The sequence below is a fragment of the Photobacterium aphoticum genome (assembly GCF_001029435.1).
In the GTDB taxonomy this organism is placed as follows: Bacteria; Pseudomonadota; Gammaproteobacteria; order Enterobacterales; family Vibrionaceae; genus Photobacterium; species Photobacterium aphoticum.
Genome location: NZ_LDOV01000007.1, coordinates 1 through 21,711, shown reverse-complemented (window position 1 = coordinate 21,711; position 21,711 = coordinate 1). Strand labels below are relative to the sequence as shown.

Genomic DNA, 21,711 nt, shown 5'->3' with positions numbered 1-21,711 from the left:
GACACTATGATGAAGAATACGCTTATTGCCTTACTTGCCGTGATGCTGTTTGGCTGTGCAAACGATCCCTTTACGCCACCGACTGCGGTGGTACAGAGCCAAGACTTGCTGGATGCGGATGCAGACGGCGTGATCAATGCTCGCGACAAATGTGCTGACACCCCCCACTCCGCCGTGGTGGATAACAATGGCTGTCCGGCGTATGTCGATCACACCGAAGAACATGCCGTGCGCGTGTTGTTTGCCAATGATTCCAGTGTGATCCCGGCAACCTTCCGCGCGGAAATCAAACAAATGAGCGACTTCCTGAAGCGCTATCCGAACACCCATATCGAACTCAAAGGCCACGCCAGCCCGGTGGGGAAACATGACTACAACCAGCAGTTATCCGTCAAACGCGCACAAGCCGTCAAACAACTGTTGATTGCCAACGGCATTGCGCCCTCTCGCATCAAAACACTGGGTTTTGGTGACAGTGATCCGGTCACAGCCCCAGATAACGCCCAACGCGATACCTTGAGCCGTCGTGTGGTGGCCCGTGTTGCCGGCCATCAGGATGCGGTGGTAGAAGCGTGGACAATCTACATGGTGCGTGGCAACTAACCCACTGTGAAACGATCCACCTTATACCGTCTTACCTTGTTCCTCGCCTTGCTGCTGTCAACCGGTGCCATCGCCCTGACTGACAAGCAGCAAGCCCTTGTCGACAAAGTGCAAGCCTTTTACGGCGATCGGGCCGGCCAGCGCATGTTGGCCTGGCGCCGTGTCATGGATGAAAACCAGACACAACACCATACCCACAAGCTCAATGCCATTAACGACTTTTTCAACCAACTGATTTTTATCAATGATGATGTGTTATGGGGACAAGAGGACTACTGGGCAACGCCGCTGGAATTCATCGGCAGTGCCGGCGGTGACTGTGAAGATTTCAGCATCGCCAAATACTTTGCCCTGCGTGAATTGGGCATTGATGACAGCCAACTGCGGCTGGTGTATGTCAAGGCGCTCACCTTAAACCAGTTCCACATGGTGGTGGCCTACTACCCCACCCCAACGTCAGTGCCGCTTCTGCTGGATAACCTCAACGGGGAGATCCTGCCAGCCACTGAACGGCCTGACTTACTGCCGATCTACAGCTTCAACGGTAGCAAGTTGTGGCTGATGAAACAAAAAGGACAAGGGCAACTGAGTGGCCAATCATCCCGTCTCAGCACGTGGAACGATCTGCGCCAACGCGCCAGCGATACCCCGCTCCGCCGCCCCATTATTAACCTTGATGAGTAACCACCATGACCCTGTACCGCCAACTCTTGATATGGATGCTGATCGTCTTTTTTTCCCTGATCACCTCTGTGTTCGTGATCCAATTCAACACCACCCGTGACTACCTGCATGAGCAGCAATCAACAGAGCTCACCAATGCATTGAGTGCGGTCAGTCTGGCTCTGTCACCGTATTTGGAAGCCAAAGATTACGTCTCGGCAGAGTCGGTGATCCATGCCACTTTCGACAGCAGTTTCTACCGTCAGGTCAAACTGGATTTGATGGACACTCACCCCATCATTGAGCGCACTTACGCCAACTCTGTGGCCAGTGTACCGAACTGGTTTCACCGCGTGATTGATATTCAGCCGATCACCCACACCATTGATCTGACCAGCGGTTGGCTGCAATTGGGCACCTTATCCGTCACCAGCAACCCGGCTTACGCCTATTTCCAGTTATGGCAAGCAGTGGTACAGCTCATTATCGGCTTTTCAGGCAGCTTCTTGCTCGGCGCCTGCATCTTGGCCGCTATTCTCTCTCGCGTACTGAAGCCGTTAACGGCGATTCAGCAACGGGCCAAAGCCATGTCAAAAAACACCTTCGGTGATCCGCTGAGCGTGCCGCGCACCCGTGAACTGGCCGATGTGGTCATCGCGTTCAACCACATGAGTGCGCAGCTTAAACACCACTTTGAACAGCAAGCGCAAGAAGCCGAACGCCTGCGGGTGCGCGCCTTCCAAGATCCGGTCTCCGGCCTCGCAAACCGCAGCTACCTGATGACGCAATTGGAAGCGTGGCTGTCGCGCCCAACCAAAGGCGGCGTGGCATTATTGCAGGCCGATCTCATCAAAGATTGCTACCAGCGAGAAGGCTATGAAGCGGGCGATCGCCTTGTCGCCACGTTGGCTCAACGTCTGAAAGTGCTGGCAACCGATGATTTCACCATTGCCCGACTCAACCAGGCCGAATTTATGCTGCTGGCACCCAATACCGATGCGCAAGAGCTGATGCTACTCGGCCGTACCCTGCTGAACATCAGTAGCGAATTACACAGCGATCCGCTGGACGTCAGCCCAATGCAGGCCGCCGTCGGCTTAGTGATGCGCCGTGAAGACGACACCATTTCGACCCTGTTAGCACAGGTCGACAATGCCCTGATGCAGGCACGCCAGCAAGCCAGTGATCCCTTGGCGTTATTGGCGGTGGATCAACCGTCGGTCACCATGGGCAAACAGCAGTGGAAACAACTGGTGGATGAAGCCATTGCCAACCATCAGATCAAACTCAAATTCCAGCAAGCCATCGACAGTCAAGGCCAGCCCCTGCATGCCGAAGTGTTCGCTTACATTGAAAAAGGCCAGCAGCAATACAACGCCGGCCAGTTCATCGGGGCGTTGGAACAACTTGATGCCGGCAGCCAATTTGACCGCCATGTGATTGAACTGATCTTCCAGCAACTGGCTGACACCCCCGAGCTGGGGCCGATCGCCGTGAACATTACCCAAAGCAGTATCAGCGATACCGGCTTTATCCGTTGGCTGGGCACCAAGATGAAAGCCAACCCGGCGTTGCGTGAACGCATCCTGTTTGAGCTGCCGGAGATCAGCTTCATCAAACACAGCAACGACACGGATTTGTTGTGTGAGATCATCCACCAGCACGCGTTCGCCTTCGGGATTGATAACTTTGGCCACAACTTCGGGTCACTGCACAGCCTGAGCACCCTGCGTCCAGCTTACGTGAAACTCGATTTTGCCTACACCAATCAGATTGACGACCAAGCCAAAGCCGACTTGCTCAATTCGATCACCCGCACCACCAATAACCAAGGCATTATTTTGATTGCCTCGCGGGTCGAAACCCATGAACAGCTCGACAAACTCGCCGCCTTGAACGTGAAAGGCTTCCAAGGCTTTGTCGTTGACGCGATTCACCGTGAGAAAACCCAATGAAAGATCCCTTGCTAACCGCATTGAGCTACGTGAGCCGCTTCTATGGTCAGGCCACCTCGCCCGATGCGCTGATCACTGACTTGCCCCTTGCCGATGGGTTACTGACCCCGTTTCTGCTGCCCCGCGCCGCAGAAAATGCCGGCTTGCAAGCCAAAGCCTGCCACATGGCGCTGGCTGACATCCCTGCGCTGCTGTTTCCGGTTATCGCATTGCTCAAAGACGATGAAGCCTGTGTGATCCTCAGCATCGACGCTGCCCGCAATGAAGCGGAAGTGGTGCTCAACCATGACGACCAGCTGCAACAGTGGATCAGTCTGGATGATCTGCAGCAACAGTACACTGGCCAGCTATTTCTGATCAAAAAACGCTTTCGCTACGACGAGCGTTCACCGGAAATCCTCAAGACCCGTGACGGCCACTGGTTCTGGAGTACCCTGTGGCTCTCGCGATCCATTTACCGCGATGTGTTTATTGCTTCTATCCTGATCAATATTTTTGCCATCGCCACCCCGCTGTTCACCCGCCTGGTGTACGACAAAATTGTGCCGAACCTGGCCTTTGACTCCCTGTGGGTGTTAACCATCGGGATCTGCATCATTTTCGTGTTTGATCTCATCCTCAAACTGATGCGCAGTTACTTCATTGATTTAGCAGGAAAGAAATCAGATTTGCTGTTATCCGCCAAGATTTTCAGCAAAGTGATGGGCCTGCGAATGGAAGCCCGTCCGGTGTCGGTCGGGGCGTTTGCGCGCCATCTGCAAGAGTTCGAGTCCATTCGAGAGTTCTTCACTTCAGCCACGGTCACGGCGCTGATCGACTTGCCGTTTGCCCTGTTGTTCCTGCTGGTGATCAGCCTGGTCGCCGGCCCGTTAGCCTTGGTGCCCCTGATTGCCGTGGCGATTCTGATCGTCTATAGCATGATGATCCAACGCCCGCTGCGCCGCAGCATTGAAGAAGGTTCACGCCTGTCCTCACAAAAGCACGCCAACTTAATTGAAAGCCTGCAAGGACTGGAAACCATCAAGCTGTTCAGCGCCCAAAGCCAATTCCAGTATCGCTGGGAAGAAGCCGTGGCCCATATGGCCAATTGGGGGATCACCTCACGTCGCCTGACCGACTCGGTGCAAAATACGGCTGGCTTCCTGCAACAGCTGGTGTCTATCGCGATGATCCTGTTTGGGGTATACCTCATCGCCGAGGGGAACTTGACCATGGGTGGCCTGATTGCCGCCACCATGCTCAGCAGCCGTGTGGTGGGGCCTTTGGTGCAGCTATCTTTACTGTCGACCCGATACAATCAGGCCAAGTCAGCCATGACCATCATCGAACAATTGATGGAAATGCCTTCTGAACAAGTGGCGGAGAAACGCTACCTGCACCGCCCGGTGATCAAAGGCAAGATCAGCTTTGATAAGGTCAGCTTCCACTACCCCGACGCACAAGCGGCCGCGCTGCGTGATGTGAGCTTTACCATTAACCCCGGAGAAAAAGTGGCGGTGATTGGCCGCATAGGCTCTGGCAAAACCACGCTCGAGCGCCTGATCATGGGGATCTACCAGCCGACAGAAGGGGCGGTATTGATTGATGACACGGACATTAACCAGCTGCACGCGACGGATGTCAGACGTAACATTGGCTGCGTACCGCAAGACAGTATGCTGTTCTTTGGCTCGATTCGGGACAACATCACGCTGGGCCATCCGCAGGCCAATGACAAAGACATTCTGCTCGCCGCTGAGCGGGCGGGCGTGACCAGCTTTACCCAAGGCGACAGCGCCGGGTTAGATCGTCAGGTCGGCGAAGGTGGCCGCTTACTCTCAGGTGGACAACGCCAGTCTGTCACCATTGCCCGCGCTTTGCTGAACCGTCCGCCGGTCTTATTGATGGATGAGCCCACCAGCAGCATGGATAACCGTTCAGAGTTATATATCAAACATCAACTCGCCAACTTAACGGCCAGTGATACCCTGATTCTGATCACCCATAAAACCAGCATGCTGGATATCGTTGACCGCATCATTGTGATGGAGCAAGGCCGGATCATTGCTGATGGTCTGAAACACGAGGTGATGAGTCAACTCAAAGAAGGGATGACCCGCCGCGCGAACGCCCAACAAAGCTGAGCCGCGCTAGCTCCATACTTCGTGGTTTCGCTGTCGCTGTGTCTCATGCTTTGCCCTTAGCCTGTCATAACGAGCGCAGGAAAAACGAGCACAGACAAAATAAAAAACGTCGCCTCTCCGGCTTGGGAGCGTGCGACGTTTTTTTATGCGTGAATGAGGCGTTAGTCCATCATTTCAAAGCAGATCTGTACCCGGCTTTTTGATTTCAGTTCATTGCAACTGTGGCAGAAATAGCTGGCAGACCCACAGGCTTGCAGCTTTTCCATGGTGCTCTGGCAATCAGGGCAGACGGCTTTTTTTAACACTGACTGCTGACAAAAATCACAGTAGTACTGATCGTTTTTCCAACTCAGTTCACTACTGCAATGCGGGCACACGTTTTGATTCATGGCTTTTCCTTAATGTACTGGTCTTATTGCCAACATATTACTCGATAGTGTCAGTATTATCCTTTGATCCCGATTAAATCCCTTCTAACTCGCTCACACTCTTCCACATTTCCTGATGAAACGGCACTACGATGATCAATACAGGATCCGTTGATCAACGTGAAAAGCCTATGTGATCAGCGATCCGCTATCAAAAGAACATTTATCAATACACTTCCCGAAAGCATAAGTTACATGTTCTGTTTTTGGATTTTAAACGATATTTTATTTTATACACTTCCGGAATCACGCTGCAGATCCAATATATTATAAATCCACAAAACACCGACAATGACATATCGATACCCATCATGACAGACGGAAACAGAGCCTTACCACTCCGACAATAAACAAAATAAAACAATGATAATTAAGACTTTTTCTTGAAGAACAGCAGCAGAGGGATCAAACAAAGATAAGAGAGCAGCAAAAAGCCGAACGTGTACACAAACGCCACCAACGTAGATTGTTGTAGCAGTAATGCCTGTATTTGCACGAGAAAATCCGGATCAGTCACTGTCATCCCCTGTGCTTGGGCGGCTTGCTGCAAATTCGGGTTCAACAGCGATAAATCACTGCCCAATGCGTGCCACTCCCGCTGCTCAGCCCGACTGAAATAGGTATTCACGATAGAAATACCGAATGAACCACCAATCGTCCGACACAAGTTATACACCACTGCCCCGCCCACCGTGTATTCTTTCGGTAACGTGGCATAGGCCAACTGGCTCAGCGGTGCAAACACCAATCCCATCCCCGCGCCTTGAATGATGCTCGGCAATAACACCCAATACAGGTTGATGTTGGCCGAATACTGGGTCATCAGGTACGTGCCCGCCGCATTAAGCAGTAAGCCAATCACAATCAGCATGCGCGCATCCAACCGATCCATGAAGCGCGCCATCACCAATAACACCACGGCAGAGGTCAGCCCGCGTGGCGCCATGGCAAACCCGGTGGTATCCACCGGATAATCGAGCAGCTTTTCCAGCATCATCGGCTGCAATTGCGTAATCCCAAACATCCCCATGGAAAAACCGGCCATCACCAGGCATGACATGGCCAGATTGCGATCTTTGAGTAACCACACCGGGGCAATGTCGCCTTTGATCCGAAAGGATCGCGTGATGAAAAACACCAGTGCAATTGCGCTGATCACTGTCGCAAACAGGATTAAATTCGAGGTGAACCAGCCTTCTTCATTGCCCCGGTCGAGCACCATCTGCAACAAACCTATGCCCAATGCCATGGCGCCCACCAGCCACCAGTCAATCTTGCTCTCACCGCGCCCGTCGATATGCACAAACAAAAACAACATCGCCAAACAAAACAGGCCAACAGGCAAATTCACGTAGAATATCCAACGCCAATCCATGTTTTCGGTGATCACGCCGCCCAACGTCGGTCCTAAAATGGGCCCCAATAAAATACCGACACTGAACAAGGCCATGGCTTTACCGCGCTCTTCCTGCGGGTAAATCTGCACCATAATTGATTGCGACAAGGGGATCACCGCCGCCCCAAAAGCACCCTGCATGATCCGAAAGGTCACCATCTCAGTCAGAGAATCCGCCTGCCCACACAGTGCTGAGGTAACAATAAAACCGGAAACGGAGATCAGCAATAATCGCCGAATCCCTAATTTGAGCGAGAGATAACTGGCCAGCGGAATACAAATGGCTTCGGCCATGGAATAGGAGGTCAACACCCAGGTGACTTGCTCTGACGTAACCCCCAGTGCCCCCATCATGTGGGGTAAGGCCACGTTCGCAATGGTCATGTCGAGCAGCACCATGATGGCCGACAGCATCACGGCCAAGGTGATTAAAGTGCGGTTGCCCGGATTAACAGGAACGGTATCCTCCGTTGCCGCTGATACCGGAATTTCCCCACTCATGGTGTCTCCTGCGCGTCAGGCTTGGTTTCTAGCTTAGTTTCTGGCTGACTATCAGGCAGCGAAACAGCCGGAGTCAGCGGCAGTGATTGCTGCTGGGTGGTATCGACAGTGACCGTACTGCTGGCTCCCACTCTCAGCGGGTAATCGGCGGGTAACGAGGCGGTATCTAAACGGATCAAGACCGGAAAGCGTTGTGGCACCTTCACCCAGTTACCGGTAGCGTTTTCCGGTGGCAAGAGCGAAAACGATGAACCGCTGGCAGGAGAAATCGCTTCCACCACTCCGGTGTAAGTCACATCCGGATAGAGATCCAATTCGATGGTGGCAACCATCCCCACTTTCAATAAACCGGTTTGATCTTCTTTGAAATTGGCCTGTATCCAATAGCTGTTGGCTTCAATCAATGGCACCAAGGCTTGGCCCGGTGACACCACACTGCCGGGGTGCACACGCAGTTGGCCTAAATCACCGTCATGAGAGGCAAAAATATTGGTGTAGGAAAGCGACAAACTGGCACTGCTTAAGGCGGCGGCGGCGCGTTTGACTTCCGGCGCATCAGTGCCTTTCGCACCCTGCGCGGTGATCAGTTGCGACATGGTGGCCCGTGCCGCTTCGACAGCATTTTCAGCGGTCGACAAATCCGCTTTGGCATCATCGAGTTGTTGTTGTGGCAGCAATTTTTTCGCCACTAGCTGTTTGATCCGCTGATAGGTACTTTGCGCATCGGCCAGCTTGGCCATCGCCCCGCGCACATTGGCACTGGCCGCCAGAATCGCATCATCGGTGGCAGCATTGTTTTGGGTGGCAAGTTCATACGACGCTTTGGCTTCATCCAATTTGGCCTGATACGGCGCCGGATCGATCTGTACCAGCAAATCCCCTTTGGTCACGCTTTGGAAATCCACCACATTGGTCGCCAGCACTTTACCCGAGACCTGCGGGGCAACATAGACGATATTGGCGTGCACATAGGCATCTTCTGTGCTGGGATAGCGTTTTTGATGCTGAACATACAGATAACCTGCAACAGCCAGAACAAGGCCAATAACGGTGAGAAGGGTGAGATTACGCAGGGTTTGCAGGGTACTCGCTTTCATATCCACAGCCCGAGTCTGAACATCAAACAGAATGGATAAAGCATAGCAGTCAAAAGGATCCGAACGATCCTCACTGATGACACACATAAAAAAACGGCGACCCCAAAGGATCGCCGTCATAATACAGAGCCGTTATACCGAGGGCTTATTTACCACGGTTTTTCAGCGCAGACGTCAGACGCTTACGCTGACGTTCCTGAGAAATCGTTAATTTCTCTTTCTTCGCTTCAAACGGGTTCTCACTGTTCTGGAACTGAATACGGATTGGTGTACCCATCATTTCCAGAGACTTACGGTAGTAGTTCATCAGGTAACGCTTGTAAGAGCCAGGCAGCTCGTTCACCTGGTTACCGTGTACCACGATGATCGGTGGGTTATAACCACCCGCGTGCGCATATTTCAGCTTCACACGGCGACCATGGATCATCGGCGGCTGGTGATCGTCCTGTGCCATCTGCATGATACGCGTTAGCAGCGAGGTGCTGATACGCTTAGTCGCAGACTGGTACGCTTCTTTCACTGACTCGTACAGGTGACCCACACCGGTACCGTGCAATGCAGAGATGAAGTGAATACGGGCAAAGTCAACGAAGCCCAGACGGCGGTCAAGTTCAGACTTCACACGCTCTTTCACGTCGTTGTCCAGACCATCCCACTTGTTCACCGCAATCACCAAAGAACGGCCTGCGTTCAGGGCAAAGCCCAATAGGCTCAAGTCCTGATCCGAGATGTTTTCGCGCGCATCGATCACTAGCAGTACGACGTTCGCGTCTTCAACCGCTTTTAGCGTCTGAATCACAGAGAACTTCTCAACCGCCATGTGCATGTTCTTACGACGACGAATACCCGCAGTATCAATCAGTACGTATTCCTGACCGTCACGCTCCATCGGAATGTAGATAGAGTCACGGGTAGTGCCCGGCATATCGTAGACCACGACACGCTCTTCACCCAGAATACGGTTCGTCAGGGTTGATTTACCCACGTTTGGACGACCGATGATCGCCAGCTTGATTGGCTGCTCTTGCAGACGTTTGTACGCTGCTTCTGCATCCGCTTCTGACAGGTTCGCTTTTTCGATGTCTTCCACAGACGTCAGATCTTCGATCTGCATTTCTGCTTCTTCACCGTCTTCGGCTTCATCTTTCAACTTGTCGGCAAACGGAGCCAATGCACGTTCCATCAACGCGGTCACGCCACGGTTTTGTGCAGCGGCGATTTGGTACATCGCATCCACACCCAGGCTCCAGAACTCTGCACACGCGCTGTCTGCATCGATACCGTCGATTTTGTTTACTACCAAGAAGGTTGGCTTTTCACGGCTACGCAGGTGTTCTGCAATTGCCACGTCAGCCGATGTCAGACCTGCACGACCATCCACCAGGAACAGCACCACGTCCGCTTCTTCGATCGCAGCCAGTGACTGTTCTGCCATTTTGGTTTCCACGCCTTCTTCCGTGCCGTCGATACCGCCGGTATCGATCACGATGAATTCGTGTTCTTCCAGTTCAGCCTTACCGTATTTACGATCCCTTGTTAGGCCAGGAAAGTCAGCTACCAGCGCATCCCTTGTACGGGTAAGACGGTTAAATAACGTCGATTTACCCACGTTTGGGCGCCCAACCAGGGCAACAACAGGAATCATAAGTACCTCATACTTTTCATAGTCTTACTGACATATCGTCCATTCATTCTTGCCTCCAGCCACAGAATATTCTGGCCTTCACCCGACAATAATATCGCGAATGGATATAACAATAACGGCTCCTGACTGTATTTACAGCAGGAGCCGACAAATTAGAACGGTGCGTATTATACCGACAAATTACGGCATTTGCATTTTGTTAATCGAGCCATCACGCGTGACCACAACATAGCCGTCACCGGCAACCAGTGGAGGTACTGCAATGCCGCCCCCGCCGATCTCTTGCTGTGCCACAAAGTCACCGCTGTACGGATCCAGCCAATGCAAGTAACCTTCGTCATCACCCACAACCACATAACCGTTGATGATGGTTGGTGCGCTCAAACGACGGTATTCCAGCAACTTGTTCGCCCACAATTCGGTACCACTACGGATATCCACGGCGACCACATGATCCTGATCGGTGATCAGGAACAGCTGGCTGCCATCAATCACGAAATCCGTGGCTGACGAGTAGCTGCGTTTCCACGCGGCCTGACCCGTACGCAAATCGATAGAGACCAAGTTACCATTATAGCCAATCGCATACAGACGCTCGCCATCGATCACGGGTGATGCATCCACATCCACCAAGCGGTCAATCTCGGTGCCGCCTTTTGGCGAACCAATCGGCTGTTGCCACAGCATCTGGCCGGTATTCATCAGGGCACCTGCCAAACGGCCGTTTGCCTGTCCCCAGAAGACACCACCAGAAATCGATACTGGTGAGCTGTCACCACGTAGCGTCAGGGTCGGTACTTCACTGCCGAGCTGCCAACGGTCTTCACCGGTATCGGCATCCAGCGCTTGTAGCACGCCACGACTGGTGTTGACGACCACGAGACCTTCATCCAACAACGGACGGGACAACACTTCCCCTTCCACCGGGCTGCGCCATACAAGCTCACCGGTTTCCGCATCCAGTGCAATCACTTCCGCGTTTTCAGAACCGATGTACACCTTGCCGTATGACAGGGTAATACCGCCGGATAAACGGGCCGGTACGTCACCTTCCAGATCACGTTCCCAAATCAGGGCACCGGTATCGGGATCCAACGCTTTCACCTTGCCATCACGGGCCGCAACAAACAGTTTGCCGTACCCCAATGCCGGACGCAGTTGTGAGAAATACTGGCCAATGCCGTCGCCCACTTCACTGCTCCAGCTTTTGGCTGGGGCGAAGGTACTTTCTATCATTGGCAAAGGTGCCATTTGGATAGTGTCTTCATCCCCGGCACAACCGGCGAGCAACCCTGCGGCCAATGCCACTGCGATAGCTTGTTTTAACACCTTCTGCATACGCTCACGCCCTACCTTACTGTGCCAAGTCGTCTAGCTTCACCTGCAGTGCCGGTGAACCACCCAACTGCTGAGCACTTGCATAAGCTTCACGCGCCGCTACCTTGTCGCCTTTGTGCAACAGGATATCGCCACGCAGTTCATCCACTTTTGCCTGCCAGCTTTCAGAGCCAACTTGATCCAGTTCAGCAAGGGCTTTATCGAAGTCTTGCTGCTGAGCGTAAATACGCGCCAGGCGAGTTTTGGCAACAGGAAGAATCGCTTCGTCGTCAGTGTGGCTGATCGCCCAACGCAACTGTTCAGCGGCGGCATTCAGATCGCCGTTCTCTACCTGCGCTTTTGCAAGCTGTAGAGAAGCCAATACTGCGTACTGGCTGCTTTCGTGTGCTGCAATGAACGCCTGAACATCGGCAATGCCATCGGCCTTACCGCTTTCCAATGCTGTTACCACTTGCGTGTAAGCATTAGATGCCTGCTCCTTGGCTGACTGAACTTCAGACTGATAGTAACGCCAGCCAGTCAGACCACCCAGACCAATCACAGCACCGAGAACAACGGCTTTACCGTTTTCTTTCCACCAAGCTTTAATCTGTTCAACTTGCTGTTCTTCTGTGATATTGCCGTCCACTTCCTGTCCTCTCTTAAATCAATTCGGCCAGCTTTGCTGCCACTTCGTCTTGCGCCATAGTGATTTGCTCACCGCCGCGAAGATCTTTAACTACTACGGTTTGCTCGGCGATTTCATTTTCACCCAGCACCAATGCGACTACCGCACCAACGTTGTCAGCACGTTTGAATTGTTTCTTGAAGTTACCACCACCGAAGTGGCTCATTACGCGTAGGCCAGACACTTCTTCACGTAGCTTCTCAGCCAGTTTCATGCCTGCCATCATGGTGCCTTCGCCAGCAGTCACAACGTACACGTCCACTGCGCGACGTACGTCGGTCAGCTCCAGTGTTTCCATCATCAGCACTAGACGCTCTAGACCCATTGCAAAGCCTACAGCTGGTGTTGCTTTACCGCCTAGTTGCTCTACCAAGCCATCATAACGGCCACCGCCACAAACGGTACCCTGCGCGCCCAAACTTTCGGTGATCCACTCAAAAACGGTGCGGTTATAATAATCTAAACCACGTACAAGACGTTCATTTACTTGATATTCGATGCCAGCAGCGTCTAATAGTTCACACAATCCCGCAAAATGCGCCTTAGATTCTTCATCCAGGTACTCAGACAGTTTTGGTGCATCAACCAGGATTTCCTGAATCGCTGCATTTTTGGTGTCCAGTACGCGCAGTGGGTTGGTGTGCATGCGACGTTTGCAGTCTTCGTCCAGGATGTCGATGTGCTGCTCTAGGAACGCAACCAATGCCTGACGGTAGTCTGCACGTGCTTCCAGTGAACCGATAGAGTTCAGCTCAAGACGAACGTGCTTATGGATACCCAGTTCACGCCACATACGTGCTGTCATCATGATCAGTTCTGCGTCAACGTCAGGACCGTTCAGGCCAAACACTTCCACACCAAACTGGTGGAACTGACGGTAGCGGCCTTTCTGCGGACGCTCATGGCGGAACATTGGACCGGTGTACCACAGGCGTTGTTCCTGGTTGTACAGCAGACCATTTTGAATACCGTTACGTACACAACCTGCTGTGCCTTCTGGGCGCAGGGTCAGGCTATCGCCGTTACGGTCTTCAAAGGTGTACATTTCCTTTTCAACAACATCCGTAACTTCACCGATTGCCCGACTAAACAAATGCGTTGATTCAACGATAGGCATACGTACTTCACTGTAACCGTATGCGCTGACTACTTGTTTAATGGTACCTTCCACTTTTTGCCAAAGTGGAGATTGGGTTGGAAGGCAGTCGTTCATGCCTCGAATTGCTTGAATTTGTTTCGCCACGTTTATTCTCGTTAACCGATGGGGAATGGAGTTGAATATATAGGTTATAACGCCAATAGTGAACCACGCCCGTGCATTACAGGCGTGATTCCCCAGTATTTCGTTATTTTTCTGTCACATTGATGCGGTTATTCACATCAAGGATAGAGGCTTTTGCGCGGATCTTCGCTTCGAGCTGATCAATCACGTTGTCGTTATCAAAGCGCTCTTTCTGACGGATACCGTCTTCGTAGAAAGCACTCTTACGGTTACCACCGGCGATACCCAAGTGTGACACTTCGGCTTCACCCGGACCGTTCACCACACAGCCAATCACGGACACGTCCATTGGCAGGGTGATGTCTTCCAAACGCTGCTCTAACTCATTCACGGTGCCGATCACGTCGAACTCTTGGCGAGAACACGTTGGGCAGGCAATGAAGTTGATGCCGCGAGAGCGAATACGCAGTGATTTTAAGATATCAAAACCGACTTTGATTTCTTCAACCGGATCAGCGGCCAGTGAAATACGCAGAGTATCACCGATACCTTCTGCCAGCAGCATGCCAAGACCCACGGCCGATTTCACGGCACCGGCACGTGCACCACCGGCTTCGGTGATACCCAAGTGCAGCGGCTGGGCAATTTGACGCGCCAACTGACGGTAAGACTCAACCGCCAGGAACACATCAGAGGCTTTCACACTGACTTTGAACTGATCGAAGTTCAGGCGATCTAAGATGTCCACATGGCGCATCGCTGATTCCACCAGCGCCGCCGGCGTTGGCTCGCCGTACTTCTGCTGAATGTCTTTTTCCAGTGAACCGCCGTTCACACCGATGCGGATAGGAATGTTTTTATCGCGGGCACAATCGACCACGGCACGAATACGGTCTTCACGGCCGATGTTACCTGGGTTGATACGCAAACAGTCTACCCCGTATTCTGCGACTTGCAGGGCAATACGGTAATCAAAGTGGATATCTGCCACCAACGGCACGTTCACCTGCTGTTTGATCAGCTTGAACGCTTCTGCCGCATCCATGGTAGGCACGGAGACACGGACGATATCCGCACCGACTTTTTCCAGTGCTTTGATCTGCGCGACCGTCGCATCAACATCCGTTGTGCGGGTATTGGTCATTGATTGCACGGCAATCGGCGCACCATCACCAATCGGCACATTCCCGACATAAATACGGGTCGATTGGCGACGCTTAATTGGAGACTCGTTATGCATTACATTTACTCTGTTTACTGCGGCAGTTTCAAACGTGCCACTTTCCCTGCCGGATATCGGCTCAGATCAACCGGCTTGCCTTGATAACTCATGGTCACCACACCAGGCGCACCCAGCACGACTTTGAACGGCTCGGCGCCATCCAGCTTCAAAACATCACCGGCTTTCTTGATACCGGTATCAAGGCGCTTACCGTTTGCATCGCGGATATCAATCCAGCAATCGCCGGTAAAGCTCAATTCAAGATCAGAGGCAGGTACCACGGGCTCTGCCGGGGTTTCAACCTCAGCCACCTCGGTGGTTTCTTCTGCCACAGGCGTAACCGCATCGTTGGTCGCATCCACTGGTGCCACCTCGGTGAAGCTGTCGACAAATTCGGCTTTAGGGGCTTCATCGGCATTCGATACCGGTGTCACCACAGCATCATGTGCCGGTGTCTCGGTCGTCGTCAGCTGGGCTTCTTGTGCCGGGTTTAAATCCGTCACGGTTTCTGCGGTCACAACAGGCGTTTGCCCAGCCGTTGCCAGTGACTCATCCAGCGGTGGTGTTCCCGTGCTGACGGTCGCGGCCAATTCTGCTTCCGGAGACATTTGCAGACTCTGCCACCACCACACACCGGTTAAACCAATGAACAGCACCGCCAGCACCCAAGTCAGGCGCATAATACGGCTATCGTGGGCTTCTCGCTTCGTACGGCGAGAAAAGCTCTGCATTTCTTGTTCTTGCGGCTGAGCGTGACCGTGATGGTCCAACTTGGCCAAAATCGCATTTTCGTCAAGACCGACAAATTTCGCATATGAACGCACATAGCCACGGGTAAACGTGGCCAGTTGTGCTTCTTCAAAATGGTTATTTTCGATGTCATTGACCACCGACTGACGAAGTCTCAGTCGGCTAGCAACATCTTTCTGGGAATAGCCTAGCTTCTCACGAGCCTGACGCAGCATATCCCCGGGAAGATGACTATCTTCTGTTGATCGTTCTTCGTTCTGTTCAGTATTCATTGGCTAGATAGTTTTGATATTGCTTAGAGCCCGGGAACTGCTGTTGCAAAATACCGGCGTATTTCTCAACCATGCTCTGACTGCCTGCCTGATTCTCCAATTGGATCAACAGCCATAAACTGTCAGCTTTGTACCCGTATCTCTTGTTGAATTTAAACAGCCGGACGCGTGCATCTTTCAGGTTGTCGTCCTTAATATCCAACTTCGCCAGCTGCAACATTGACATTGGTCTGTATGGGTCGTAAGCCAGGGCTTTATCAAAATAGACACGTGCTTCAGACTCGCTGCCTTTCTTCAAGCTGCACAATGCGGCGTTTTCATAACTGGCAGACGTTAGGTAGTAATAAGGCTGGGCAATCGCCTTTTCAAAGGCTGAAATCGCCTCGTCGTAACGTCCTTGCGCACATAAAAACGTGCCGTAGTTATTCTGCACATCACCGTTTTTCGGTGAATCACGCAGTGCTTGCTTATAGAGGGCTTCTGCCTGAGTTGGCTCATCAACCTGTTGATAATAGTAGGCCATGGCGTTCTGTGCGCGGTAATATTTTGGGGCATATTCTAATGCGATTTCCAAATTATCCCGTGCGCGCTGCCACTGACCATTCTCCAGGTAGCTTAAGCCCAGTGCGATGCGTGCTTCTGACGCTTCTATTTTGTCTACTGTCTGTTTCGCATTGCCAGCATCATCGACCGTTACACAGCCAATCATTAAACTACACAATAACGGGTACATCGTCCACCGTACCATTACAACCCCACATTTATATCCATATGTATACCCAGTCCAACCGCTAAAGTTGGACTGGGACCGTCTGTATTAGACTGATTTTACCGGGATTTGTTCACCGTTTTGAAGCTTCGCTTGTGTTCGTTTCGTGCGGTCAATCACATCACCAACCAATTGTCCGCAAGCCGCATCAATATCATCACCACGGGTCTTACGGATCGTGACCGTGTAATCATATTCCATCAAGGTTTTCATGAAACGGTCAATACGTGAGTTACTTGGCTTTTTGTATGGCGAGCCCGGGTACGGGTTGAACGGGATCAGGTTGATCTTCGCTGGGGTGTCTTTCAACAATGCCCCCAACTGACGCGCGTGTTCCATGTCATCGTTAACATGATCCAGCAGCACGTACTCCACCGTCACACGGCCACGGTTCGCGTTTGATGACGCGATGTAGCGGCGAACTGAGGCCAGGAAGTCTTCGATGTTCCAGCGGTTGTTGATTGGCATGATCTCAGAGCGTAGTTCATCGGTTGGCGCATGCAGCGAAATCGCCAGTGCCACGTCGATGTTACCGGTCATCTGATCCAGACCCGATACCACACCTGAGGTAGAAACGGTCACGCGACGCTTCGACAGGCCAAAGCCCAGATCGTCCAGCATGATTTCCAGCGCAGGGATCAGGTTTTTCATGTTCAGCAGTGGCTCACCCATGCCCATCATCACCACGTTAGTGATAGGACGACGACCGGTTTCTTTCTCGACACCGATCTCTTTGGCAGCACGCCATACCTGACCAATAATTTCAGATACGCGCAGGTTACGGTTAAAGCCCTGCTGCGCCGTTGAACAGAATTTACATTCCAGTGCACAACCTACCTGAGAAGACACACACAGAGTTGCACGATCTTCGTCAGGAATGTACACGGTTTCCACGTCCTGATCGCCCACACGCATGGCCCACTTAATGGTACCGTCAGAAGAGTGCTGCGCTTCTGAAACGTAAGGTGCGCGAATTTCCGCGACAGCTTTTAGCTTTTCACGTAACTTCTTGTTGATGTTCGTCATTTGATCGAAATCATCACAACCGAAATGGTAAATCCACTTCATAATCTGATCCGCGCGGAAGGCTTTTTCACCCAGTTCATCGGCAAAATACTGACGCAGCCCCTTGCGATCAAAATCCAGCAGATTCGTTTTAACAGTTGTCATCGGTTGTTGCCTCTTTCTATTACGTGACGTTATCTGTGCCTTAGGTATACAGCGCAATATGCTGTCTACGACAGGACCTTAAGTAAGCCGTATCACCGCTCGCAGGCGTGTGATACTCAGTTTGGTTTTAAGGCGCGAAATTGTACAGGCTTTGGCTAGTAGTTTCCACCTGTTCCCCGTCATGCCCCTGTCAGAAAGCGCGATGACCATAAAAAACGGGAGGCCGAAGCCTCCCGTGGAATGGTCTGTTTGGACAGGGATCAGTCGCGCGGACAAATCTCATCGTCAGCAAAGAAGTAGGCGATCTCGCGCGCTGCTGACGCAGGGCTGTCTGCACCGTGTACGGAGTTATGACGCAGGCTCAACGCAAAATCGGCACGCAACGTACCGCACGCGGCTTCTTCAGGGTTGGTTTTCCCCATCAGTTCACGGTAACGGGCTACCGCATTGTCTCCTTCCAGCACCTGTACCATCACAGGGCCAGACATCATAAAGGCCACTAAGTCATCAAAGAAAGGCTTGCCTTCATGCTCGGCATAAAACCCTTTGGCTTTGTCGGCATCCATACGGATCATTTTGGCCGCCACCACTTTTAGCCCGGCACTTTCAATACGCTGGTAAATGGCACCGATCAAGTTACGTTTTACCGCATCTGGCTTCACAATTGAGAATGTCTTTTCGATCGTCATTATTATAGTTTCCTTTTGAAGCTGGGAGCCGGCCTCGCCGTGGCGAATTCCAGCGGCGCGCTGCTCCGCTTAAACACAATACACTGTCCCCTACTGACGTCCTTCTCTTTGCAGACTCCTTCTGACGTTGCTGTGTTGTTTGCCCTGATAAAGGGCTACCTGTATCCGTGGTCTATCCTAACGGGTTCTCACCCCAACAGCAGTGCCGCAATGTGCGCGACACCTAAACCGGTCGCGCCGGCTGCCCAACGGCTATCCGGGCTTTCTCTGAAGCAGGCGGCCAAATCCACATGCAGCCATTGGCTTTGCTGTGTATCGACAAACCGTGACAAGAATGCCGCCGCCGTCGATGCCCCTGCCATGCCCCCTTTCTGGCTACGTCCATTGGCCGTATCCGCATAGTGTGAAGGCAGCTGGCTCTGGTGCCAGGTTTCCAGTGGCAATGGCCACGCCGGCTCATTGACCAGATCTGATAATTGCTGTGCTTTGAGCAGCAGGGATTTATCCATACTGAACAAGGCGTTGTAATCTGTCCCTACCGCCATCATAGCAGCCCCTGTCAAGGTTGCTGCATCAATGATCAATGGCGCTTTCGTTTCTGTCGCTGCGATCAAACCATCTGCCAATACCAGACGCCCTTCCGCATCCGTATTGAGAATTTCAACCGTCTGACCATTTTTGTACGTCAGGATGTCACCCAGCTTGTACGCGTTACCCGCAATCAGGTTTTCTGCACAGCACAAATACAGCTTCACACGCTGGTTCAGCCCTTGGGCAATGGCATAACCCAGCGCCGCTGTCACCGTTGCCGCGCCACCCATGTCGCATTTCATGGCGGCCATGCCTGCGCTTGGCTTGATGCTGTAACCGCCGGAGTCAAAGGTGATCCCTTTACCCACCAAACACGCCGCCACAGGGGCATCCGCCTGACCGGTCGGGTTGTAATCGACCGTCAGCATCACCGGAGGACGGCTGCTGGCACGGCCCACGCTGTGTACGCCTACCCAGCCCTGCTCAAGCAACGCATCACCGACGATGCATTCATGGCTGATATGCTCGCCGCCGATGTCACTCAAAAACGCCACGGCCTCTTCCGCCAAACGCTCCGGGTACATCTCCTGTGGCGAGGCATTGATCACTTTACGTAACCATTCCGCACTGTGATGACGCGCATTCAGCAGTTCTAATTCATCTTCATCGATGGATGCCCAGCGCAGTTTCACGGCGCCTTTTGGCGAAGACAGACCACAATAAAACGCCCACTGACGCTCGTAGCTCCAGCCTTCCCCTTCCAGGCTCACGGCGCTGATGCCTTGACCCTGCAGTTGTCTGCCCGCCTGCTGAATACGGCGTAACGGGAACTCACCCTGATAGTGGATCACCACACCATCGGCGTCATAAGCCAGCAGTGCGTTGTCACCCCACATTCCGGTGTGTGCCTCAGCAGATAACGTAATCCTTAACATGCTTCTTCCTTTTTGGCTGCCTGCCAGACAGGCAGCCCTTTATCTCATTAATCTTCGTGATCGCACAAAATGTTAGCCAGTGTACGTACACCCATACCGGTTGCACCGGCGGCCCACTTATCGGTCGGCCCTTTGCGGTAAGTGCCGCTGGCATCAATGTGCATCCAGCCGTTCTGGTAATCGTCCACAAAGTACGACAAGAAGGCTGCCGCTGTGCTGGCGCCCGGCATAAACTCACCTTGCGAGATGTTAGACAGATCCGCAAAATGCGACGGCATCATGCCACGGTGCTCTTCATCCAGCGGCAACGGCCACAAGCCTTCGTTTTCTTCTTTCGCCGCCAACAGCGCTTTTTGCGCCAGCGCCTGATCGTAAGTGAACAGCGCGTGGTAATCGTTACCCAGCGCGTTTTTCGCGGCACCGGTTAACGTGGCACAGTCAATGATCAACGCCGGATTTTGTGCGCTGGCGTAAATCAGACCATCCGCCAGTACCAAACGGCCTTCCGCATCGGTATTGAGCACTTCAACAGTTTTGCCATTTTTGTAGGTAATGATGTCGCCCAGTTTGCACGCACGGCCTGACACCATGTTCTCTGCACAACACAGGATCAGCTTGATACGCTTGTTAGTACCACGGGCAATCGCCAGTGCCAACGCACCTGCCGCCAGCGCCGCGCCACCCATATCGGCTTTCATCGCAATCATGCCCGCTGACGGTTTCATGCTGTAACCGCCCGAGTCAAAAGTGATCCCTTTACCAACCAGACAGGTATGAACCGGCGCATCCGGGTTACCAGTTGGGTTGTAATCCAGACGCAGCATTGCAGGCGAACGCTCTGAACCACGGCCGACGGTATGAATACCGTTCCAGCCTTCATCTAACAGATCGTTCCCTTTCACGATTTTGTACGTCACCTGCTCAGGGGCAAGGGCTTTGATCCATTCACCGGCACGCGCGGCCAACTGGGATGGACGTACAACGTCTGCTGACTGGTTAATGATTTCACGGACCCACTCAGTCGCCATGATGCGCGCTTGCAGTTCGGCTTCGTCTTGCTCAGACAGTGCCGGCCACTCAACGGTGTTACCAGGCTTACTGTTACGGTGACCTTGAATGAATGCCCAAACGGTTTCCAGATCCCAGCCTTCACCGCCCAGCACAACCTGCTTAATGCCTTGTCCATCGAGCTTACGCCCAGCACGCTGTACCGCGACCAACGCATTGTCACCGGTAAGGTGAACCACGGCACCTTCCGGCTGGAAAGTCACCAGGGCATTGGCGCCCCACTGCGGGGCCGCAGCGTCATGAGAAAGAAAAACGTTCATTTTGACAGACATGCATTACTCCTTGGATGCGCCTTGCCATACCCATACTGCATAGCAACGCGCAAAATGCCACTCCGAGATCATCGATTCGCAGGGCTGGAAATCAATTAGCAGTAACAACTCAATGACATGGTTGTTACGCCGGCTATCTCTTGCTATGGGGGCAGAATCTTGTAATACAAGGTATCTACCGGCAGATTGGGCGATTTTCAGGGGATTACCCTCAATCACTGTGAGATGGCTCGGTGAGATGTTTCACTTTTGGCTAAAAATCCAACATTTTCATTACTCTGCCCCTCTCGATAAATTTACACAAGTTATTTACAACAAGAGTAAGAGCGAGATCAGATCACAGCATGATAATTTGGGATAATGGGACGAATTGGGCGGGTAAGCGGGTAAGCGGG

General features: G+C 52.6%; 18 protein-coding genes. 4 read left to right on the top strand and 14 right to left on the bottom strand.

The window, feature by feature from the left end:
• The first annotated feature begins 9 nt into the window (after nt 1–9).
• From ABT58_RS03250 to ABT58_RS03235, 4 genes are read left to right on the top strand one after another with little or no spacing between them, the layout of a single operon-like run.
• Nucleotides 10–603, top strand: coding sequence for an OmpA family protein (locus ABT58_RS03250; RefSeq protein ID WP_047872940.1), 594 nt, complete (start codon nt 10–12; stop codon nt 601–603).
• A 6-nt stretch (nt 604–609) separates the two neighbouring features.
• Nucleotides 610–1,287 carry a transglutaminase-like cysteine peptidase gene (locus tag ABT58_RS03245; RefSeq protein WP_047872939.1) on the top strand — a complete coding sequence of 226 codons (678 nt, stop codon included), beginning with the start codon at nt 610–612 and terminating at the stop codon, nt 1,285–1,287.
• Nucleotides 1,288–1,292: 5 nt separating this feature from the next.
• Nucleotides 1,293–3,221: a bifunctional diguanylate cyclase/phosphodiesterase gene (locus ABT58_RS03240; RefSeq protein ID WP_047872938.1), complete on the top strand. Its 1,929-nt coding sequence runs from the start codon at nt 1,293–1,295 to the stop codon at nt 3,219–3,221.
• Nucleotides 3,218–5,344: a type I secretion system permease/ATPase gene (locus tag ABT58_RS03235; protein ID WP_047872937.1), complete on the top strand. Its 2,127-nt coding sequence runs from the start codon at nt 3,218–3,220 to the stop codon at nt 5,342–5,344. Before ABT58_RS03240 ends, ABT58_RS03235 begins: the two co-directional genes overlap by 4 nt.
• A 161-nt stretch (nt 5,345–5,505) precedes the next feature.
• Here the strand turns inward: ABT58_RS03235 and ABT58_RS03230 are convergent, their stop codons facing one another.
• The 14 genes from ABT58_RS03230 to pepB (ABT58_RS03165) all read right to left on the bottom strand — a co-directional run bounded on the left by ABT58_RS03230 (nt 5,506) and on the right by pepB (ABT58_RS03165) (nt 21,316).
• Entirely contained in the window at nt 5,506–5,733 is a 228-nt protein-coding gene (locus ABT58_RS03230; RefSeq protein WP_047872936.1) for a zinc ribbon domain-containing protein, read from the bottom strand.
• A 409-nt stretch (nt 5,734–6,142) separates the two neighbouring features.
• Nucleotides 6,143–7,669: a DHA2 family efflux MFS transporter permease subunit gene (locus ABT58_RS03225; protein WP_047872935.1), complete on the bottom strand. Its 1,527-nt coding sequence runs from the start codon at nt 7,667–7,669 to the stop codon at nt 6,143–6,145.
• Nucleotides 7,666–8,766: an HlyD family secretion protein gene (locus ABT58_RS03220; protein WP_082210929.1), complete on the bottom strand. Its 1,101-nt coding sequence runs from the start codon at nt 8,764–8,766 to the stop codon at nt 7,666–7,668. Before ABT58_RS03220 ends, ABT58_RS03225 begins: the two co-directional genes overlap by 4 nt.
• 145 nt (nt 8,767–8,911) lie before the next feature.
• Nucleotides 8,912–10,411 (bottom strand): ribosome biogenesis GTPase Der, encoded by a 1,500-nt coding sequence (der, locus tag ABT58_RS03215; RefSeq protein WP_047872934.1) that lies wholly within the window; start codon nt 10,409–10,411, stop codon nt 8,912–8,914.
• Between the two features lie 180 nt (nt 10,412–10,591).
• Nucleotides 10,592–11,749, bottom strand: a complete 1,158-nt coding sequence (gene bamB, locus ABT58_RS03210; protein WP_047872933.1) for an outer membrane protein assembly factor BamB — start codon at nt 11,747–11,749, stop codon at nt 10,592–10,594.
• Nucleotides 11,750–11,765: 16 nt separating this feature from the next.
• A complete protein-coding gene (locus ABT58_RS03205; protein ID WP_047872932.1) occupies nt 11,766–12,377 on the bottom strand; it encodes a YfgM family protein in 612 nt (203 codons plus the stop codon).
• A gap of 13 nt (nt 12,378–12,390) precedes the next feature.
• On the bottom strand, nt 12,391–13,659 hold the full coding sequence (hisS, locus tag ABT58_RS03200; RefSeq protein WP_047872931.1) for a histidine--tRNA ligase: 1,269 nt from the start codon (nt 13,657–13,659) through the stop codon (nt 12,391–12,393).
• Nucleotides 13,660–13,762: 103 nt separating this feature from the next.
• On the bottom strand, nt 13,763–14,878 hold the full coding sequence (gene ispG, locus ABT58_RS03195; RefSeq protein WP_047872930.1) for a flavodoxin-dependent (E)-4-hydroxy-3-methylbut-2-enyl-diphosphate synthase: 1,116 nt from the start codon (nt 14,876–14,878) through the stop codon (nt 13,763–13,765).
• A gap of 14 nt (nt 14,879–14,892) precedes the next feature.
• Nucleotides 14,893–15,882: a cytoskeleton protein RodZ gene (gene rodZ / locus ABT58_RS03190; protein ID WP_047872929.1), complete on the bottom strand. Its 990-nt coding sequence runs from the start codon at nt 15,880–15,882 to the stop codon at nt 14,893–14,895.
• Entirely contained in the window at nt 15,872–16,630 is a 759-nt protein-coding gene (pilW, locus tag ABT58_RS03185) for a type IV pilus biogenesis/stability protein PilW (RefSeq protein ID WP_047872928.1), read from the bottom strand. Before pilW ends, rodZ begins: the two co-directional genes overlap by 11 nt.
• A 69-nt stretch (nt 16,631–16,699) precedes the next feature.
• A complete protein-coding gene (gene rlmN, locus ABT58_RS03180; protein WP_047872927.1) occupies nt 16,700–17,821 on the bottom strand; it encodes a dual-specificity RNA methyltransferase RlmN in 1,122 nt (373 codons plus the stop codon).
• 260 nt (nt 17,822–18,081) lie between these two features.
• Entirely contained in the window at nt 18,082–18,510 is a 429-nt protein-coding gene (gene ndk, locus ABT58_RS03175; protein ID WP_047872926.1) for a nucleoside-diphosphate kinase, read from the bottom strand.
• Nucleotides 18,511–18,698: 188 nt separating this feature from the next.
• The gene (gene pepB, locus ABT58_RS03170; protein WP_047872925.1) at nt 18,699–19,976 is read right to left on the bottom strand and encodes an aminopeptidase PepB; all 1,278 of its coding nucleotides are present in this window, start codon (nt 19,974–19,976) and stop codon (nt 18,699–18,701) included.
• A gap of 47 nt (nt 19,977–20,023) precedes the next feature.
• Nucleotides 20,024–21,316, bottom strand: coding sequence for an aminopeptidase PepB (gene pepB, locus ABT58_RS03165; protein ID WP_047872924.1), 1,293 nt, complete (start codon nt 21,314–21,316; stop codon nt 20,024–20,026).
• Between the last annotated feature and the right edge of the window lie 395 nt (nt 21,317–21,711).

Bases quoted from the DNA above. Each gene is read 5' to 3' on its own strand.
- ABT58_RS03235 (WP_047872937.1), top strand. From the start codon at position 3,218: ATGAAAGATCCCTTGCTAACCGCATTGAGCTACGTGAGCCGCTTCTAT.
- pepB (WP_047872924.1), bottom strand. From the start codon at position 21,316: ATGTCTGTCAAAATGAACGTTTTTCTTTCTCATGACGCTGCGGCCCCG.
- rlmN (WP_047872927.1), bottom strand. From the start codon at position 17,821: ATGACAACTGTTAAAACGAATCTGCTGGATTTTGATCGCAAGGGGCTG.
- ABT58_RS03240 (WP_047872938.1), top strand. From the start codon at position 1,293: ATGACCCTGTACCGCCAACTCTTGATATGGATGCTGATCGTCTTTTTT.
- pilW (WP_047872928.1), bottom strand. From the start codon at position 16,630: ATGGTACGGTGGACGATGTACCCGTTATTGTGTAGTTTAATGATTGGC.
- ndk (WP_047872926.1), bottom strand. From the start codon at position 18,510: ATGACGATCGAAAAGACATTCTCAATTGTGAAGCCAGATGCGGTAAAA.
- der (WP_047872934.1), bottom strand. From the start codon at position 10,411: ATGATTCCTGTTGTTGCCCTGGTTGGGCGCCCAAACGTGGGTAAATCG.
- ABT58_RS03225 (WP_047872935.1), bottom strand. From the start codon at position 7,669: ATGAGTGGGGAAATTCCGGTATCAGCGGCAACGGAGGATACCGTTCCT.
- pepB (WP_047872925.1), bottom strand. From the start codon at position 19,976: ATGTTAAGGATTACGTTATCTGCTGAGGCACACACCGGAATGTGGGGT.
- rodZ (WP_047872929.1), bottom strand. From the start codon at position 15,882: ATGAATACTGAACAGAACGAAGAACGATCAACAGAAGATAGTCATCTT.
- ispG (WP_047872930.1), bottom strand. From the start codon at position 14,878: ATGCATAACGAGTCTCCAATTAAGCGTCGCCAATCGACCCGTATTTAT.
- ABT58_RS03220 (WP_082210929.1), bottom strand. From the start codon at position 8,766: ATGAAAGCGAGTACCCTGCAAACCCTGCGTAATCTCACCCTTCTCACC.
- ABT58_RS03250 (WP_047872940.1), top strand. From the start codon at position 10: ATGAAGAATACGCTTATTGCCTTACTTGCCGTGATGCTGTTTGGCTGT.
- ABT58_RS03230 (WP_047872936.1), bottom strand. From the start codon at position 5,733: ATGAATCAAAACGTGTGCCCGCATTGCAGTAGTGAACTGAGTTGGAAA.
- bamB (WP_047872933.1), bottom strand. From the start codon at position 11,749: ATGCAGAAGGTGTTAAAACAAGCTATCGCAGTGGCATTGGCCGCAGGG.